Origin of the sequence: Aerococcus sanguinicola, from assembly GCF_008726925.1 — a bacterium.
GTDB lineage: Bacteria > Bacillota > Bacilli > Lactobacillales > Aerococcaceae > Aerococcus.
Genome location: NZ_VYWO01000004.1, coordinates 85,330 through 102,680 on the forward strand (window position 1 = coordinate 85,330; position 17,351 = coordinate 102,680).

Sequence of the window (17,351 nt, forward strand, 5' to 3'; positions counted from 1 at the left end):
CAAACAAAAAGCCTCCCGACAAAGCGATAAGCGTCGGAGGCTTTTGCATGCTAAAGGAAAGCTAAAAGAGGCCATGGTAGCGCTGGTTGGTCCGAATGACCCAAGCAAGGCCCAGGACAAAGCCCAGGATAAAGAAGGCCCAGGACCAGAGCGACTGGGTCAGGAGAAGGCCAAGACCTGTCAAGGCGAGGCCTCCTCCGATTAGTGCCAGGCCTTGGCCCATCCCCCGGGCAAAATAAGATCGCTTGTCAGCGCTCAGACGCCCAGGCTGATAGCCATTGAGCAGGTCCAAGCGCTCCTTATAGGCGATCAGCCAGGCCTGGTAAATAATCATCAGGCCGCAGAAGACCATGACTAGGGCCATAAAGCTAGCGATTTTGGGCATGGGAGGCTCCTTTCTCGATTGTTTTAATCCAATTGATAGAGTTCAAAGTGGCGGTTGCGCCCTAGCCAAGTATTCTGACTGAAGCCGAACTTGTCGTAGAGTGTGCTGAGAACTTCAGGGTTCTGGTTGAGGACATCACGGTGGATGAGGAGGATGGCTCGGTCCTCGACAGGGCCCCTTGCCATCTGCTGGATTTTATCCCCATAGTCCCCCTGGCGTGCCTCGATAGGATAGATAGCTGGGAAGTGGAGCAGTTCTTCCGTATGCCAAAGAATCCGTTGCGGTTCACTGGCCTGGGGAATGACGATGACTGGCGACTGACTATTGGCTGCCACTAATGCCGTGAAGTCATCTGCTTCAGGGTAGAGATAGTCGATGGAGTAGTCCCGCTGTCCGACATAAAGTAAAGTGCCCAAGACTCCAAGAGTCAAAACGAGCTTAGTCCCCCTTAAATGCGGGATAGGCCGCAGGAGATTTCGCCATAAGAGACCAGCACAGGCAATGACCAAGGGATAGAAAGCAAAGATGTACCGGGCAGAAGGGTAGGGCGAAACGAGTGCGATCAAAGCGACCCCTAAAGTCGTGGGCAAGGCTAGGAGGAGGAAGCTGGCCAGGGCGTCTCGATACCAGGCCAAAATAATGACCGCTAGAAGTGCTAAGCCAAGAACCACATGGCCATAGCCCGCAAAGAGCTGGTCCATGATAAGCTGGTAGAAGGCGCGCACTTGGTCTACTTGCTGGGCCCCTAGCAAGTTACCGACAACCTCATTCCCCCGGCCACTATTGAGCAGGTGGTCGAGCGTACTTGGGAAAATGGCGACACAGGCTAGGACGCTCAAAGCCTGGCCGAGCGCAAATTGCCAAGCCGCCTTCACTTCTTTGCCCAAGCTTTGTAAGGCAAAGAGACCCGCCGTCAGGATCCCAGCAAAAATATAATAATAGTACTGGGTGAGCCCTCCGAGGACAGTCGTCGCCATAGCCGCTAGCAGGAGCTTTCGGCTGGGTGCTTTCAGATACTTGTAAGCGACATAGGCGAAGACAAGTTGAAGAAGAGCCAATAAGAGATACATGCGAATATAGACAAAGGAGCTCAGGCCACCCACACTCAGGCCATAGAAGCTCGCAAAAGCAAGGGCCAGCCACTGGTTCGCTAATAAGTCCCTCAAGAAGAAATAAAGAACCAGCAAGATTAAAGTGTAGATAAGGAAATTAAGTCCCAAGCCCAACCACTTAGAGAAACTGCCTGGAAAGAAAGAAGACACCGTGTGGAGGAGCATATAGTAAAAGGGCGGATGGACATCCTGGGTCTGATTATAATAAACCGAGCCGTAGCTAAAGCGCTCCTCCTCTGACGTGGTTAAATAGTCCCTATAGTAATCAGGGCTCAGCCACTGGTTATAATCATCGGGGAAGGGCTTATAGTAAGAATTGGCCAAGCCATAGGAATAATACTCATCCACATGGTAGCCCCTCTTAGCTTGCCCCGTTCTAAAGGCCGCTAGTAAGCAGACAGCCAGGGCCACGACGGCGACCAGTTTAAAAGCTAGCGAATGTTTTGTCTCTGTCACAGCACATGTTCCTTTCAGTTAAATGACTTTTGCTTTATATTATAACAAAAAAACGGTGGCTTCTAGACCTAAGCCCTGCCTTCGTCAATTTCTTCCTCCTTCCCTACCCATCCTGACGCCAAGGCCAGTGACTGATCAAGGACAAGCCCCCTAAAAAGTGATAAGATAATTCCAACTTAATTGACAGCGCCAAGAGGAGGATACCCATGTCTTACTTTGAAAAATTCTTAAAAACCAACCAAGCCTATGCCGACCTGCATGAAGAGGCCCACCTGCCCCTCCCGCCAAAGACCCGGGTGGCTATTATCACTTGTATGGATTCCCGGCTCCATGTCGCCCAAGCCCTGGGACTCGCCCTGGGGGATGCCCATATCTTGCGCAATGCGGGCGGACGGGTGACTGAGGACATGATCCGCTCTCTGGTCATCTCCCAGCAACAACTCGGCACCCGTGAAATTATTGTCATCCACCATACCGACTGCGGGGCCCAGACCTTCACCAATGAAGGCTTCGCCCAACAATTGAAGGAGGACCTCGGTGTCGACGTTGAGGGCCAAGATTTCCTCCCCTTCACCGATGTGGAGGACAGCGTCCGCGAAGATATCCAGCGTCTCAAAGCCTCGCCCCTCATCCCAGAAGACATCATCATTTCCGGAGCCGTTTACGATGTGGATACCGGGCGGATGCAGCGGGTGGATTAGTATTTTTCCTTAGATGGCTTCATCCGACCAAGTTTTATGGGAGCTTAAATAAAATTTATTTAAGAAATCTGAGAAAAACATTTGACAATTATTAGAATCCGTCTTACAATAGGTTTAACTTTTAAAGACCAGAAAAAACATAGAAAAACGAGTAGACTTATGAAAGTTTATAGAGAGTAAGCGTTTGGTGGAAGCTTATAGCGGCAGTAAGTTCGAAAATCATTTTCTTGATTGCAAGGCTGAAGACAAGTAAGCTTTGTCGCAGTGGTGTGCGTTATCCTCCCCCGGCATTGTTGGATGCTTGAGCGCTTATTTCGATAAGAATAAAGGTGGTACCGCGGACTATTTCGCCCTTTGTCTATAGGACAAGGGGCGTTTTTTGGTTTTTAGAGTCGTTAATGTTGCTGGTTAAGTTATGGTAAATTAAGGAGGAATTATGATGAACAAGTTATCACGAAGTCAATTTTTACAAACTTCTATCATGCTGTTTGGTTTATTTTTTGGGGCTGGGAACTTAATTTTCCCTCCCTTGCTCGGTAATCAAGCGGGGAGCCAGACTTGGTTGGCCCTAGTCAGTTTTGCGGTGACAGCTGTCATCTTCCCTGTCTTAGGAACCATTGTTGTCGGTAAGTCAGAGGGCCTCTCCCAACTCGCTAACCGCGTCGGGCCTAAGTTTTCTATCATCTTCACCACAGCTATTTATTTATCCATCGGGCCTGGTTTAGGGATTCCCCGGGCAGGCTCTGTGCCCTTCGAGATGGCGGTCGCCCCTTATATCCCTGAAGCCATGAGCCTGGGTCTGGCACGCCTGGTCTATACCTTGGTCTTCTTCGCTTTGGCCCTCTGGCTCTGCCTCAAGCCCAACCAATTGGTCAAGCGCGTGGGCAAGTACCTCACGCCCATGCTGCTCCTAATGATCGTCCTCATGTTTGCCCGGGTCATGTTCATGCCTAAGGGCGTTGCGGAACCTGTCGATGCCTATGCCACAAGTCCTGTTGTCCAAGGCTTCCTCGAAGGCTACAATACTATGGACGCTGTCGCTGCCTTAAACTTTGGCTTCGTCATCTCCATGGCCATCCGCCGCTTTGGCGTCCAAGACAAGAAGGAAGTGGCCAAGTATACCATGAAGTCTGGCCTCCTCGCCGGTCTGGTCCTCTTCCTCGTCTATGCCATGCTGGCTGCCATCGGTATGGTCTCTTCGCAAAAACTCGCTGGAGCCGATAATGGGGCCTTCATCTTAACCCAAGCCGTCCAAGCCTCTCTTGGCAACTTCGGCCTCGTCTTCCTCGCCGGTATCTTCACCCTGGCCTGCCTCACCACCTGCGTAGGCCTCATCACTTCCGGCGCTGAATATTTCAACCAATTATTCAAAGAAAAACTTTCCTACCGGGCTTGGGTCTTCATCTGGGCAGGCTTCTCCTTCCTCGTTGCCAACTTCGGCTTAAACAACCTGCTTGCCTTCTCTGTCCCTGTTCTCACCGTGATCTACCCGGTTGCTCTGGTTCTCATCCTCATGGGCATCAGCCAGGAAGTCTTCAACTTCGGCTCCCTCTCCTATCTGGTCGCTGCGACTGTTTCTGTCACCCTCCCCTTCATCGACATGCTGCAAGCTAGCTTCAACGTCAGTCTGCCTGGCCTCACTCCCCTCGTCGCCAACCTCCCCTTGGCCAGTCAGGGCCTCGGCTGGTTGCTCCCCACCCTGGTCAGCCTCCTCATCAGTCTAAGCTGTGAGAAAGTTCTGCTCCACCGCTATGCCGGCAGCCCAGCTAACGAATGGACCCGTTAATTCTGCTGGAACACACTCCCCTGGAAACCCCAGGGGAGTTTTTTTGTCTCTTTATATCAGTCGACTTTAAGCATCCGCTCCGCTTTTGAATTTGGTCCTTAAAGAGCCATGGCACCGGCTCGAGCCACGGTCTCTCGCCTAGCAAGTCTCAAACGGCTAGTACGGCTAATCGCCTACTAGCCATAATTCGCTTTGCTTGCTTGTTCATGGCTAAGGACCAACTTCAACGCTCCACTCCTGCTTAAAGTCGACTGATACGAGGATGATTTTAAACAGAAAGATTTTAAAAAATTCTTTCAAAGAAAAAAGTGTTGGTTAGCATCGAAACACTAACCAACACCTATATAATATAAACTACTAGCAAAACTAATCCGCTAACAGGGCCTTGGCTTCAAAGAGCCAATCGCGGTAAAAGAAGAGTACAACTGCTAAATAGAGGAGGTAGACCAGAGCACCAGCGATAAAGGGCATGAAATTAGCCACCCCATAGAAGCACAGGGCATGGCTAAGCAAGAGGAAGACCTCCCGCCAATTGTTCTTCAGATAAGTAAAGCGGATTTGGCTGGTATAGAAGAACCAGCAGATATAGCACAGGGTCGTCGCTATGGCTACCGTTAGAGTATCATGCCAGACAAAGGAAAGCCCTGCGACAAAGACAAAAGAGAGGCCCGCATAAAGCACACTGTCGCGGAAGTACCGGCGCTCAGGCACCGTCGCCTTATAAATGTTGGCTACCAAGATCCGCGACAACATAATATAAGGAATGGCAATGAAGGTCACCGACAAGAGCACCGTCGCCGGTTCATACTTGGGCAGGAAGGTTAAGATAATCCATTTAAAGATAAAGAAGGCAAAACCACTCAAGATCCCCAAGAAAATGCAGGCTCTTTTGATAACATTCAAGAGCATCTGGTCCTTGCGCTTGGCAATCACATTGTAGAAGACCATACCCACCGCATTGACAATCAACAGAATAACATTGAGGACAGAATTCTGGAAGGAATATTGGGCGAATTCTTCAATCGCATACCACCACTTGGTCACCCAACCGCCAATCAGGCCAACAAAGGTCAGTGACATGTTGGCAAAGAGGATAAAGAAGCCGACCCGGAAGAGCCCCAGGTGTTTCTTCCAAGAAAAAATAAAGTTTAAGCCCTGGTTCTTGATAAAACGATATTCATAGAAGACCGTCAAGAAGAGATAGGACAAGATATTTAACACAATATAGAGGTAGTAATTATCACTCCGCATGAGGAAGATAGCGACCAGCAGGGTGATGATATAGAAGATACTCTTGGAAATATTGGCCCGGGAAAAGGTCGCAAACTGCCCCGTTGCCTGCAAGAAATTCTGGTGGTACATGTTAATCGTATCGAAGAGGGTAACGGTTGAGAAGAGGGCTAAGATCGGATTCTTAACGACTAAAGAGTAAGTCAGCATCAAGGCAAACACACAGAGCTGGTAGACCACAATGAAATTATGTTCAGAGCGGATTTCGATGGGGTCTAAGTCCTCCAGGCGCTTGCCCCCATACTTGATATAGATCCCATCATTATAACCGAAGTTAAACAAGTAGGTGATGGAGGTATACATAATATACTCCCGGTAGTTCCCATAATCTGCAACAGTTAGAATGGCTGGAAGAAGGAAATTAATAATGAAACTCGTTCCAAATCCAATGATATTTGACAAGGCGACGTTAAAGATATTCTTCAATAATTTCATTTCTAACTCCTTTCACGCTTAGTGCCCGGCCGGTAATTTCTTATAGAGACAGAACTCTCCGATCTGGTCAATTTCTTCATAGTTCTTCTGGATCCAAGCCAGGAAGTCTGTCTCCACTTGGGACCGGTCCAGGGGAGACCGCTCCTTCAGCTTATCTTCGATAACTAGCATCTGGGGTGGTCGCTGGGTCAAGTCCGAGCGAAACTCTTGAGCTACGGCTTCTGCCTGGTCTAAATCGACCGCCGGCAAGTTAAAGTAACGGCTGGGAGCTTGGCGGTCGGTCATAAGATAGAAGGCTCCGCCAATCCGGTGGCTATAGAGGGTCTCGTCCGGCTGGCTCTCAGCGACAATCAGCTGACTGGCTTCTTCGTATTTGTTCTCGGTCGAACTCCGCTTCAAGGCCCAGACATAGCGCTCATCCGTTCCAAGCTCCCATTGCCAGTCGCCAGGCCCTTTGAGCTGGCCATTGAAGTCAGGTCCCAACTGGTCGACTTTGGCCACTAGGGTCGGATGGTCCTCCGGCAGGTTCACACTGTAGACCCGGTTGTAGAAGATATCAGCCGGATATTTAAAAAGATAGGCAAGAAGAACGACCAGGCCCAAGTTAACCAGGCCCTGCCCCCGTTTGAGATCAAAAAGGCGGAGCGCTTGGATCACTAATAGACTAAAGAAGGGCACGAGAACCATAAAATAGTGGGGGTAGAAACGCCCCGATAAGAGCGTCGAATAGAAGGTCGCTCCAAAGGCTAGGAGGACACCCGCTAGACGCCAGTAAGTCTTCCTATGTCCCCTATCCTTGACCAGCCAAAGCAAGAGCCCGAAAATTCCTATGCTTGGAATATGGTAGAAGGCTAACTTCTCTTCCAGCTTCGTAAGGATTTCTTCTGTCGTGAGTTTGCTATCGCTAAGGTATTGGAGGTTGAAGCGAATCGAGAAATTAACCATCTCAGCAAAAGCCCCTTGGTAGAGCAAATATAAGGAAACTGGCAGGACAAAGCTAAGTATTCCTAGACTGGTCCAAGCCACTGCACGCTTCAGCTCTGCAAGATGCTTGTAGACCAGCAAATGAACAAAGATCAAAGCAATCAGGGGCAACCAGCTGATGATTAGGTTGGCCCTCAAGTTAAAAGCAAAAGCCCCAGACAAGCCGACCAAGAAGTAAGACCAAGCCGGTAAGCGGTTAGCTTCAAAATAACGCAGGTAAGCGCTCAGCGTCAGCATAATCCCAGCTAGGGCATAGACTTCCGTCAAATTGCCCGATTCAATCAGAGGGTCCAAAAGCAGTAAGCTCACAGCCACCGCTAAGAGAGCCCGCGGTCGGTCTAAGACCTGGCGACCCAAAGCATAGAGCACAGCCGTGAAGGCCAAGAGAGCCAGGAATTCAACAAAATAAATCCCCCCAAAAGGATTGACATGGGGCATCAGCCAGCCCAGGGCATTGGCTAGGATAATACTGATCCCCTTGTGGTCGGTAAAGTCCAGGTAGGGCACCCCTCCCCTAGCCATCTCCCGCCCCATATAAATAAACATGGAACTGTCGTGACCAGGAATGGCCTGGGCCCAAGGGCTTGATGTGAGCGACAGTGAGAAAATAAAAGTTAGACCGAGGACCAGGCAAGCACTTAAAGCCGCTAAGGCCCAGTCCCGGTAGTTTTTTTGACTGTTTTCCATCCAGCTTTCCTCTTTTCATAGATTTTAGGCATAAAAAAACGACCCCGAGAAGAATCGAACTTCCGACACATCGTTTAGGAAACGAATGCTCTATCCGCTGAGCTACGGGGCCATACAAGAATTTTAACATACTTGTTAAGCTTCTTGTAACTTTATTTGTTAAATTCGACGCTTAATGGCATTTAAGGCATAGGAAATAAACACCGAAGACGCCTTCCAGAGCGGGAGCCCTTCCAATACCCGGTAAGTATGCCAGGTCCGTTTGAGAGCTCCCAAGCGGTTACTGGATATGGAACCAGGCACTTGCCGGTAGTGGTTGAGGACCTCATCTAAGAGATAGGCCTGGCACCCCCGTTCCCGCATCAACATCAACCAAGTGGCCGTGTCCTGCCCCTTGCGCACTAGGGGCATGCGGAAGTCGCCGACCAGTTGACGGTCAATCATTACCGTAGAACAAGCAATGGCCGTGTTCCTCAATAGGCCATCATAGTCCAAGTGCTGGGGCAGGTCGGCCCTTGCTTTGAGCACTCTTCCCGTCTCATCCACCTGGGCAAAGTTGGTATAAGTAAAGCCGTAAGCCCGGTCTTGCATAAAGGCGAGCTGCTTGGTTAATTTATCACTTGTCCAATAATCATCACTATCCACGAAGGCAACATAGCGTCCCTGGGCAGCCTCCAAGCCGCGGTTGCGGGCGACAGCTGCTCCGCTATTTTCTTCTAATTTTAAGTATTTAATCCGCGCATCCTCTGCCTGGTAGGCCTTGATAATCTTCGCACTCTGGTCAGGGCTGCAGTCATCCACCAAGAGCATCTCCCAATTCGAATAGTCCTGGGCCTGGACGCTCTCAATGGTATGGGCCAAATACTTCTCTGCCTGGTAAACCGGTGTAATAATTGAAACCAAGTCGTCTTGCATGATTTCCTCCTTAAGCTTGAGTCAAGTGGACAATCTTAATCGGCACATGGTAAAGCTTAGCTAAGCGGTATTGGGCCTGGTACCAGTGCTTATGGCTCTGACCCGCTTTGAGAAGAATTACAATCTCATCCGCCTGGCCGCTAAAGCCTTCCAAAGTCTGCTGAGTTGCTAGGGGTAAGGCCTGGCCTTCTTCTTCAGTCAAGAGCAGGCGGTCCTTACCATAAGGCTGGTTAATAAAGTGTTGGACCCCTTCATCCAAGCCCTTAGCCAATAAGTGCTCATCTTCAAATGCCCACACATATTCAAAGGCATAGCGGATCTTCCTATCGAAGAGCCGCCAGATAAAGAGAAGGAAGGCCGTCATCAGGAGGGCCACAATATAGGCAGCCACTCCTAAGAGCCAGCCAGGAAGGGAGTTCCCCCCCACAATGCTCGCAATGGTATTCGGAGTCGCTACCATCTCATACTGAGACAAGTCCAAGCGCTCGCCAACTTCAGGTCGGCCCAACATAATCAGGTTAAGGTCGCGGGTAAAGGGCAAGGGCTCTTGGAGAATATCATAGTAAGCCTGGGCAATCTTCTGATTCTCTTCCGGAGTCTGGCCCAAGAGCACACGGAGGGTGATGACCCCACTCGAGGTATCACGGACAGCGGCCAATCCCCCGCGGAAGTCCCCATTCTTGTATAAGCCTAGGTTTTGTTCAGCTGCTAGGCTGTCTGCAAATTCTACACCACTCTTGGCTTCCGCCTCTTTGACCATGTCTGGGCGGGCCAAGTATTCATCAATTAAGAAGGAGTTGCTGAAGACATTCCCATCTTCGACTAAGGCGCTGAACTGGAACTCAGCAGGCTCTTGGCCATAGACCGTTTTAAGACGTTCCTTAGACGCTTCCAAGGTCGCCTTATCTGCTTGGACAGTCTGGTCCGCAGTCGCGGTCAGTGCCTCCTCCGGGTGGTCGGTCAGCAGGAGGCGTAAGCCGAAGATTAAGGCTGTCAGAACAGCTGCTCCCCCTATAATTTTTAATAGATTTTCTTTACAAAAACGCCACAATTCACTAATGATTGTTGCTAAGCTCATAAATCCTACCTCGTTCTTTCTCTATAATCCTTGGGGAGTTCTCGACTAAGGCTAGGTAGCTAATCAGTAAGCCAAAGAATACCCAGTGCCACTCAATATACATGTTGTTTGCGCTCGTTACACTCGCTGGAATAAATATGACCAGGAAGGCGATGACTTGGTTGCTGACTTGCCGCCACTTGGGATCCTGAACTAGGCGCACGCGGTTGAGCTTGTAGAGCATTAAAGCATAGGCCACAAGATAAGCGATAAAGACCAAGACCCCATAAGCTACCATAATCTCCAGCCACCAATTGTGCATGTTGACGATATTCTTAGTCGGTAACAAGGGAAAGTCAGCCATCCAAGTCTCGATGTTGCCTGCCCCAACCCCTAGGCCCAGGGTCGTTCCAAGGAAGATCAAGCCATTGCGCCAGAGGTTCACCCGGCCCGTATCGCCAGAGATATAGCCTTCCCTGCCCGTATAAATCAAGGCATCCAGAGCCTCTCGGACAGGAGGCACGCCCAAGTAAAGGACAAGCCCCCCGCCGATCAGGGCTAACAAGCCAATAACATAATAGCGCCGCTTCAAGTCCCACTTGAATTGCAGGATAAAGAGGGCAAGAAAATAAAGCAAGGAGCACAGGAGGCTCATCCGCGACCCGGACCTGAAGATAAGGTATTCTGCCAAGACCATGGCGCCAAGATAGGCAATTTTTTGCCAGCTGATACGCGATAGAACCATCAGAATGGCGCTGACTGCGAGATAGGCCAAGAGCATGGTCGCATAGTCGTTTTGATTCTCAAAGTGGGTAATCGGCAGACGGGTCAAAGGCTGGCTCGCAAAGGTCCCGTACTTATCCAGCTTGGCCATATCGGCAAAGAGGTAAATATTGCTGATGATTTCAAAGTAACCCCAAAGCATGAGGCCGGACATCATCCACCAGGCTGTCTGAACCAGGCGCTTCCACTGGCGCAAGCTATCCGTCCATAGATAGAGAGCCAGGGCACTGGAAATCCCAAGGGTTAAGAGAAACATGGCCTGGGCCCAAGGACCTAAAGCCCGGGCCCAGAGCACTGAAATCAGGGCCCAGAGCCACCAAAAGCCATAGACCCCGATCATCAAGAGGCCATAACCTGGACGCTTAATCTTTAGGCTAGGCCCTTTCAACGAACAGCGGTAAGCAATCAGCGGAAGGACTCCCAGGGCTAGGAGCCGGTAGAGGGTCATCTGGGCAAAGGGGGTTGGGATGGCCAGTAATTCCGTACCTAAGAAGACACTAGCGAGTAATACCAGACTATAGATGGCCATGGGACTGCCCCCCTTCAAAGTTAAAATGCTGGCGGTCACCTTCTAGGAATTCAACGAAGAGCCGGGCAGAGGCCTCATTGCTGAAAGCCTTGGCATGGACGGCTTGTTCACGTTGGCCTAGCTCAGGCCGGTCTTTAGCTGCCAAGCGGCAAAGGGCCTGGAGCCATTCTTCCGGTCCAGCTTGGAGGGACAGGGACTCGACTAAGCCTAAGCCCAAGTCCACCTCATCCGTCACACGGTTGGACATCAAGACAGGGATACCTAAAGCTTGGGCTTCAACGACCACTGTCGGCAAGCCTTCAGAATAGGACGGCAGGACCACCGCATCCAAGAGCGGATAAAAGGCTGAAATCGGGTTGATCCGGCCCGTAAAATCCACCACATCCTCTAAGTCCTGGGCGCGCACAGCCTCCTTGAGCTCCTGGTCTCGTTCCCCCGCCCCAATAATTAAGAGCTTGGCATCTAGTCCCTGGTCCTTAATCACTCGGGCAATGGCCAGGCTCTGCTCATGGTTCTTAACCGCTGTTAAGCGACCAATATGGCCAATCAAGAGGGTCTTCTCCCCATAAGCATAAGTTTGCCTTAACTGCTTCTTCTGGTCTTCAATCCAATCATTGGAACGTAGGTAGCGGTCGGTATGGATGCTGTTAGGGATGATCATCATCTCATCGAGAGCAACATTAGACCCAAAGATTGCCCAGATAGCCCGCTTACCACAACCCAGTGGGCAGTCAGACAAGCGACGGTTCAGGCGCTGAGACAGGGCGACTTGAGCGCGACTCCTCAGACTACTTCCTTGATTATCATTTGAATTATGGGCGTGGATATAGAAAGGCGCCTGACTCTGGCGCCGGCAGAGATAGTAATAAGGAAGCGCACGATAACCATTGATATGGCAGTAAAAGGCATCATAAGTGTGATGGTCGAGAGCCTGTCTTAAACTCGCTTCAAAAGCCTTGAATCCTTCTTTCTTCGGATTCTTAAGCGGATAAAGCTTACCCCCAGTCGCTTCAATGGCTTCACGGAAGTCAGCCGGACACTCGTCATAGGTCGTCACATCGAAGGCAATCCCATACTGTGGCATTTCCTTAGCCTTATTCTTTATAAATGATGAAATGCCACCGCCATAGCCACTCATCAAGTGGAGGACACGATGGACTTTGCCTGAGTCTTTTGGCATTCCCTATTTCCTCATTTCTCTTCCAAGCACACAAAGACTTCCAGCCAAGAAAAGAACGCTCAGCTTGGAAGTTATGTGGGCTTGCTTAATTTTCGTTATAGATGTCGCGGGTATAGACCTTGTCTGTGACATCTTCTAAGTCTTCAGCGCGTCGGTTGGAAATAATCAAATCTGACTGGTCTTTGAAGGCTTGCAGGTCATTCTCTAAGCGGTAACCTTGGAAGTCATCTCCATCCAGGCTCGGTTCATAGACGATCACTTCAACCCCTTCGCCGCGTAATTTCTTCATAACATCTTGGATCGCCGATTGACGGAAGTTATCAGAGGCCTGCTTCATAGTCAAGCGATAAACGCCAACGGTTTCAGGTTGCCGGCGTAAGACAGAATCCGCAATAAATTGCTTGCGGGTGTCATTGGCATCCACAATGGCCCGGATAATATTATTTGGAATATCTTCAAAGTTGGCCAACATCTGCTTGGTATCCTTAGGCAGGCAGTAACCGCCATAGCCAAAGGAAGGGTTGTTGTAGTGGAGACCAATCCGCGGATCGAGGCCAATCCCTTCGATAATTGACTTGGAGTCAAGCCCTCTCACTTCAGCATAGGTATCCAGTTCATTAAAGAAGGAGACACGCAGGGCCAAGTAAGTATTGGCAAACAATTTGACCGCTTCGGCCTCAGTCGGTGCCATGAAGCGAACCGGGATTTCTTCCTTTTCCGCTCCTTCAATTAAGAGTTCGGCGAAAAGATGACCTGCTTGCCCGTCATCCCCGACAATAATTCGGGAAGGATAGAGGTTATCATAGAGGGCCTTCCCTTCACGCAGGAATTCGGGCGAGAAGATAATCCGGTCGCACTGCTTTTCCTGGCGAATTTGTTCGGTATAGCCAACTGGTATGGTTGATTTAATCACAATCGGGCAGTCCGTATCGTGGGCCAAGATATCATCGAGAACTGACTCCACAGCTGAGGTATCGAAGGAATTTGTCACTTCATCATAATTAGTTGGTGCAGCAATAATAATGAGGTCTGGCTCTGCATAGGCTAAGTCAGTATCTGTTGTTGCTGTTAAATCCAAATCCTTATTGGCCATATATTCTTCCATCTCAGGATCCTTAATATGAGCTTTGCCTGAGTTGATAATATTAACCACATTCTCATTAATATCCAGTGCGGTCACTTGGTGGTTTTGTGCAAGCAAGATCGCATTCGCTAAACCCACATAGCCGACACCGACAACTGTTATTTTCATATGATTCGCTCTCCTCTTCCAGTTCAATTACTTCATATAGGGCTAATTATAGCATACTGCCCTCATAATTAAGCCCCCTCCCCTAGAAAAAAAGCAATTTTATAACTTTTTTATCTTCTGTTAGAGCGTTGTTCTTTTTGCTATAATGATAGGGAATGCCTGATTTCATAAGAAAGGAAGACCTTTGTGCACATCCTCCATATTAATTCCTATTATTCAACCACCCCCCTCTACCAAAACCTCTACGACCGGCAAGTGGCCGCGGGAATGGATCTCGATGTCTATGTCCCCATTGCCAAAGAATTCCCCAAAGATCGTCTAGCGGCTAAGGGAGACTACTGTCAGATTGTGGAAGCCTTCCACCAGATGGACCGCTATGTCTTCCACCTCAAACACTATAAGATCTGGCAAGACCTCAAGAAGCGCTACCCCTTCGAGCAAATCGACCTCGTCCATGCCCACTCCCTCTTCTCCAACGGCTGGCTAGCACACAAAGTCTATCTCAGTCATCAGATTCCTTATATTGTCGCCGTTCGAAGTGCCGATATCCGCACCTTCTTCCAGAAGATGCCCTGGCTCCGCCAACTGGGCTTGCGCATTCTTGCAGATGCTGACCAGGTTGTTTTTATCTCCGAGAACTCCAGGCAGGAAGTCTTTGCCAAGTATATCCCCCAAAATATGCAGGCTGAGCTTGCAGCCAAGACCCAAGTCATCGCTAATGGCATCGACGACTACTGGCACGCCAACCGCTACGTGGATAAAAGCCCCGACCTCCACCAGCCCCTGCGCTTCGTCTGTACAGCTAAGCTCCTAAAAGAAAAACAAATCCCCAAGCTCATCCGTCTCGTCGACCATTACCGCCAGCAGGTTCAAGAGGCTGAACTCCACCTCATCGGTCCTGCCTGGGATGAAAGCATCCTCGCCCAAGTCAAAGACCATCCCCTAGTGACCTACCACGGCCCCAAAGACAAGGACGGCATGCGCGACCTCTACCGGGAGATGGATATTTTTGCTTTGGTCTCGTCCAGAGAGACTTTCGGCCTGGTCTATGTGGAAGCCATGAGCCAGGGCCTGCCCGTTATCTATACCCAGGGCGAGGGCTTCGATAGCTACTATCCGAATTATGAAGTGGGTGTCAGCCTGAATCCTGACCAGCCCGAAGACTTTGCCCGTGCTGTCCAAGCTATTCTCGCCAACTATCCAAGCTTCTGCCAGCGCGCCCTTAAGCATTCCAAAGACTTCTCCTGGGACAAGATCAGTGGGCGGTATGACCAGCTTTACCAGGACATCTTGAATAGCTAAACAAGGCTAAGCGAACCTTATCTTCATTAGCTTAGATTACTTATCAAACCAATAAAAAAGGAAATCATTACGGCGTCCACCGCCTAATGATTTCCTTTTTAGTTTAATAAAGCTAACATTATTGACTAAGAGATATCGTCATAACCCAATTCCTTGAGGGACTGGGTAATCAGTTCCACCATCTCAAACAGCGTATCCACGGTCGACTGAACGAGGAAGGCTGTCCGGGCCTTGTAAGTGACCTGATCCCCTTCCACTCTGACATTCTGTAAGTTTTTATGCTTGGGCAGGTTGAGAATCAATTCCTGCCGGTCAGGCGCCTGGCCATCCTTGGTCAAGTGAAAAATAATATCATACTGCTGGCCAAAGTGCATCATATCCACTAGGAGCGTGTAGCCATTGACCCTGCCGTGGATTAAGCCCGTGTCCTTCTCCACCGTATAGTGTTCATCCTTGGCAATCCGCTTCAAAACCTTTCCTAAGCGCATAGAAAATCATCCTTTCAAGGCACAATCAATAAAAGTGACAGCGACGATGATCTCAAAAACTGCGTCCAAACTTTCCAGTTCTATTTTACCAAGAAAAGTTAGATTTATCTAAACAATGCACTTGATTAATTGACTTTATATAAAAAGGCATTAGGGTCCCTAAAGTCTAGACTCTGGCCGGCCCACAAGCGGTCTTGGCTCATATCAGAACCGTCATAAGCCTCTTCAAATATGGATTGGCCGTTAGGGGTCTGGCCAGCAGGAATAACGATGAGGAGGAAGCTGCCGCCCCGAACTTCATGTTTAGGCCCTACTCCTAGGCTCAATGTACCATCATCATTAGCATCGGCCCTAAAAACTCCTGTGTCATCAGACACAATCCCATCCGCATTAAATTCAATAGTCGTGCCATTGCCATCCTGCCAAGTCCCAGCCAGGCTAGAATAGTCGCCTTCCAGGATGGCGGATAGGTCAAAGCTGGTTGGCTGAGCAGTTTCTTCCTTTGCTGCTTGGTCGACAAAGACTTGGTCGATTCGCTGCCAGTCCAATTGCTCATAATCAATCGGAGTGCGGCCAGCGGTAAAGGCATCCAGTGTGCTCATATCCCCTACAGAATAGGCCCCTTCCTCGACCACTTCTTCCGTCTGGGTCTCAGGGTTGATACGGAGGATTTGGGCTTCGCCCTCTCCAGCTGTAGAGTAGTGGTAGGAATCCAGAACCGTGCCATCTTGGAAGATGTCACTAGCTTGGCGCAGACCGCCTCTTTCGGCTACATAATTTCTTGCTAGGAGAGTGGGCTCTTGGCCACCCTTTAGGTAATAGAGGTCGCTGTAGTGGAGCTTGCCATCGTAGTCCGTAGCCGTCAGCAATTCGTCCACGCCGTTGCCATCGATATCATAGAAGACAAAGTAGTCAGGACGATTCTCTTCGGCCTGGGCTAGTTCTTGGAGGACCGGGCCGTAAGCCGTCATATTGTCGACTTCTTGCTTAACCGGGGCTTGTTTTTGTTGAGAAGATGCGATTTGGCTAGAGTCTTTTTGACTGGAAGTTTTTTGCTTCTTGTCGCTTGACTCAGCCTTAGAAACTTCTTCCGAAGCCGGCGTAGAAGAGGCTTGGTCATTGTTTGACTGGTTCGTGTTATTTTGGCAGGCGGCGAGCACCAGGCCAGCGGATAGGGCGAGGGCCCATTGGCTAAATTTTTTCATAGCTAGACTCCTTTATGATATTAATTTGATTTTATTTTAGCAATAATTAATTTCTTGACTTCATATAGATATTCATCTATTATAAACGTATAATACATATAGATATGTATCTATATGTAAATTAAAAATGTTAAGAGAGGGGGGATTTGCTATAAATTATGATGAATTAGCTTTAGTGATGAAAGCAATGTCTGATCCCAATCGATTAAAAATTCTAGATTTGATTTCATGTGATGGAAAAAGAGCATGCGAAATATTATATTTTTTTAATTTTACTCAACCAACACTCTCCCATCATATGAAATCTTTGTGTGAAGCAAATTTAGTAGAAAAATCACGAGATGGTAAGTGGGTTTTTTACACACTTAACAGAAAAACTATCGGCCAAATTAATGAGCAAATAAGCAAACTACTTGCAGATGACGAGTCAGATTGTTTATGTCATTTAATGACAAATTATGATGAAATAGACGAAAGGAAGTAATAATTAATGAAACGAATTGAATTATATGAACCCGCTATGTGTTGTCAAACAGGAATTTGCGGACCGTCTGTAGACCCTCAACTGCTTGAAGTCTCCGGTATATATGAACGTATAAATAACTCTGATACTTGCGAGGCTGTACGCTATAATTTAGCACAAAATCCACAAGCTTTTGTTGATAACGGCACAGCAATTCAGTTAATTCATAAAAATGGAAAGAAAATTTTACCCATAACTTTAGTAGATGGAGAAATTGTAAAAACAGGTGACTATCCTTCACGTGAAGAATTCCGAGAATATACAGGTATCGAATTATAATG

General features: G+C 48.9%; 16 protein-coding genes, 1 tRNA gene and 1 other annotated feature. Of the genes, 5 read left to right on the forward strand and 12 right to left on the reverse strand.

Translation table 11 applies throughout. The features are described 5' to 3' along the window. Positions 1–61: 61 nt before the first annotated feature. Both F6I03_RS06805 and F6I03_RS06810 read right to left on the reverse strand, forming a co-directional pair. On the reverse strand, positions 62–385 hold the full coding sequence (locus F6I03_RS06805) for a hypothetical protein (RefSeq protein ID WP_070431377.1): 324 nt from the start codon (positions 383–385) through the stop codon (positions 62–64). 23 nt (positions 386–408) lie between these two features. After that, positions 409–1,953: a hypothetical protein gene (locus F6I03_RS06810; RefSeq protein ID WP_070431378.1), complete on the reverse strand. Its 1,545-nt coding sequence runs from the start codon at positions 1,951–1,953 to the stop codon at positions 409–411. 206 nt (positions 1,954–2,159) lie between these two features. Between F6I03_RS06810 and F6I03_RS06815 the strand changes: the two genes are divergently transcribed. Both F6I03_RS06815 and brnQ read left to right on the forward strand, forming a co-directional pair. Next, positions 2,160–2,654, forward strand: a complete 495-nt coding sequence (locus tag F6I03_RS06815; RefSeq protein WP_070431379.1) for a beta-class carbonic anhydrase — start codon at positions 2,160–2,162, stop codon at positions 2,652–2,654. Between the two features lie 130 nt (positions 2,655–2,784). Next, positions 2,785–3,012 (forward strand) — a binding site (T-box leader). Positions 3,013–3,093: 81 nt separating this feature from the next. Further along, a complete protein-coding gene (gene brnQ / locus F6I03_RS06820; protein WP_070431380.1) occupies positions 3,094–4,440 on the forward strand; it encodes a branched-chain amino acid transport system II carrier protein in 1,347 nt (448 codons plus the stop codon). Between the two features lie 366 nt (positions 4,441–4,806). On the opposite strand, the gene F6I03_RS06825 is transcribed toward brnQ, so the two are convergent. The 8 genes from F6I03_RS06825 to F6I03_RS06860 form a co-directional block, all read right to left on the reverse strand. After that, positions 4,807–6,165, reverse strand: a complete 1,359-nt coding sequence (locus tag F6I03_RS06825) for an oligosaccharide flippase family protein (RefSeq protein ID WP_070626301.1) — start codon at positions 6,163–6,165, stop codon at positions 4,807–4,809. Between the two features lie 18 nt (positions 6,166–6,183). Further along, positions 6,184–7,836 (reverse strand): ArnT family glycosyltransferase, encoded by a 1,653-nt coding sequence (locus F6I03_RS06830; RefSeq protein WP_070431382.1) that lies wholly within the window; start codon positions 7,834–7,836, stop codon positions 6,184–6,186. A gap of 39 nt (positions 7,837–7,875) precedes the next feature. Beyond that, a tRNA-Arg gene (locus F6I03_RS06835) sits at positions 7,876–7,948 on the reverse strand. Between the two features lie 47 nt (positions 7,949–7,995). After that, positions 7,996–8,751 carry a glycosyltransferase family 2 protein gene (locus tag F6I03_RS06840; RefSeq protein WP_070431383.1) on the reverse strand — a complete coding sequence of 252 codons (756 nt, stop codon included), beginning with the start codon at positions 8,749–8,751 and terminating at the stop codon, positions 7,996–7,998. Positions 8,752–8,761: 10 nt separating this feature from the next. Then, complete coding sequence (locus F6I03_RS06845; RefSeq protein ID WP_070431384.1) at positions 8,762–9,829, reverse strand: hypothetical protein; 1,068 nt, start codon at positions 9,827–9,829, stop codon at positions 8,762–8,764. Continuing rightward, positions 9,807–11,120, reverse strand: a complete 1,314-nt coding sequence (locus F6I03_RS06850; protein WP_224788505.1) for an O-antigen ligase family protein — start codon at positions 11,118–11,120, stop codon at positions 9,807–9,809. The genes F6I03_RS06845 and F6I03_RS06850 overlap by 23 nt, the downstream gene beginning before the upstream one ends. Then, positions 11,107–12,300 (reverse strand): glycosyltransferase, encoded by a 1,194-nt coding sequence (locus tag F6I03_RS06855; protein WP_070431385.1) that lies wholly within the window; start codon positions 12,298–12,300, stop codon positions 11,107–11,109. Before F6I03_RS06855 ends, F6I03_RS06850 begins: the two co-directional genes overlap by 14 nt. A gap of 85 nt (positions 12,301–12,385) precedes the next feature. Then, positions 12,386–13,552 (reverse strand): nucleotide sugar dehydrogenase, encoded by a 1,167-nt coding sequence (locus F6I03_RS06860; RefSeq protein ID WP_070431386.1) that lies wholly within the window; start codon positions 13,550–13,552, stop codon positions 12,386–12,388. A 186-nt stretch (positions 13,553–13,738) separates the two neighbouring features. Between F6I03_RS06860 and F6I03_RS06865 the strand changes: the two genes are divergently transcribed. Next, positions 13,739–14,854, forward strand: a complete 1,116-nt coding sequence (locus F6I03_RS06865; protein ID WP_070431387.1) for a glycosyltransferase family 4 protein — start codon at positions 13,739–13,741, stop codon at positions 14,852–14,854. A 125-nt stretch (positions 14,855–14,979) separates the two neighbouring features. Here the strand turns inward: F6I03_RS06865 and F6I03_RS06870 are convergent, their stop codons facing one another. Together F6I03_RS06870 and F6I03_RS06875 are read right to left on the reverse strand one after the other, a co-directional pair. After that, on the reverse strand, positions 14,980–15,342 hold the full coding sequence (locus F6I03_RS06870; protein ID WP_070431388.1) for a hypothetical protein: 363 nt from the start codon (positions 15,340–15,342) through the stop codon (positions 14,980–14,982). Between the two features lie 125 nt (positions 15,343–15,467). Continuing rightward, positions 15,468–16,547 carry a DUF6287 domain-containing protein gene (locus F6I03_RS06875; protein ID WP_070431389.1) on the reverse strand — a complete coding sequence of 360 codons (1,080 nt, stop codon included), beginning with the start codon at positions 16,545–16,547 and terminating at the stop codon, positions 15,468–15,470. A gap of 127 nt (positions 16,548–16,674) precedes the next feature. Between F6I03_RS06875 and F6I03_RS06880 the strand changes: the two genes are divergently transcribed. Next, entirely contained in the window at positions 16,675–17,031 is a 357-nt protein-coding gene (locus F6I03_RS06880; RefSeq protein WP_083290607.1) for an ArsR/SmtB family transcription factor, read from the forward strand. Between the two features lie 6 nt (positions 17,032–17,037). After that, on the forward strand, positions 17,038–17,349 hold the full coding sequence (gene arsD, locus F6I03_RS06885; RefSeq protein ID WP_070431390.1) for an arsenite efflux transporter metallochaperone ArsD: 312 nt from the start codon (positions 17,038–17,040) through the stop codon (positions 17,347–17,349). Positions 17,350–17,351 lie beyond the last annotated feature (2 nt).

Excerpts from the sequence above, each read along its gene's own strand:
- F6I03_RS06880 (WP_083290607.1), top strand. The coding sequence starts at position 16,675 with ATGTTAAGAGAGGGGGGATTTGCTATAAATTATGATGAATTAGCTTTA.
- F6I03_RS06850 (WP_224788505.1), bottom strand. The coding sequence starts at position 11,120 with ATGGCCATCTATAGTCTGGTATTACTCGCTAGTGTCTTCTTAGGTACG.
- F6I03_RS06840 (WP_070431383.1), bottom strand. The coding sequence starts at position 8,751 with ATGCAAGACGACTTGGTTTCAATTATTACACCGGTTTACCAGGCAGAG.
- F6I03_RS06845 (WP_070431384.1), bottom strand. The coding sequence starts at position 9,829 with ATGAGCTTAGCAACAATCATTAGTGAATTGTGGCGTTTTTGTAAAGAA.
- F6I03_RS06875 (WP_070431389.1), bottom strand. The coding sequence starts at position 16,547 with ATGAAAAAATTTAGCCAATGGGCCCTCGCCCTATCCGCTGGCCTGGTG.
- brnQ (WP_070431380.1), top strand. The coding sequence starts at position 3,094 with ATGAACAAGTTATCACGAAGTCAATTTTTACAAACTTCTATCATGCTG.
- arsD (WP_070431390.1), top strand. The coding sequence starts at position 17,038 with ATGAAACGAATTGAATTATATGAACCCGCTATGTGTTGTCAAACAGGA.
- F6I03_RS06815 (WP_070431379.1), top strand. The coding sequence starts at position 2,160 with ATGTCTTACTTTGAAAAATTCTTAAAAACCAACCAAGCCTATGCCGAC.
- F6I03_RS06805 (WP_070431377.1), bottom strand. The coding sequence starts at position 385 with ATGCCCAAAATCGCTAGCTTTATGGCCCTAGTCATGGTCTTCTGCGGC.
- F6I03_RS06825 (WP_070626301.1), bottom strand. The coding sequence starts at position 6,165 with ATGAAATTATTGAAGAATATCTTTAACGTCGCCTTGTCAAATATCATT.
- F6I03_RS06830 (WP_070431382.1), bottom strand. The coding sequence starts at position 7,836 with ATGGAAAACAGTCAAAAAAACTACCGGGACTGGGCCTTAGCGGCTTTA.
- F6I03_RS06855 (WP_070431385.1), bottom strand. The coding sequence starts at position 12,300 with ATGCCAAAAGACTCAGGCAAAGTCCATCGTGTCCTCCACTTGATGAGT.
- F6I03_RS06870 (WP_070431388.1), bottom strand. The coding sequence starts at position 15,342 with ATGCGCTTAGGAAAGGTTTTGAAGCGGATTGCCAAGGATGAACACTAT.
- F6I03_RS06860 (WP_070431386.1), bottom strand. The coding sequence starts at position 13,552 with ATGAAAATAACAGTTGTCGGTGTCGGCTATGTGGGTTTAGCGAATGCG.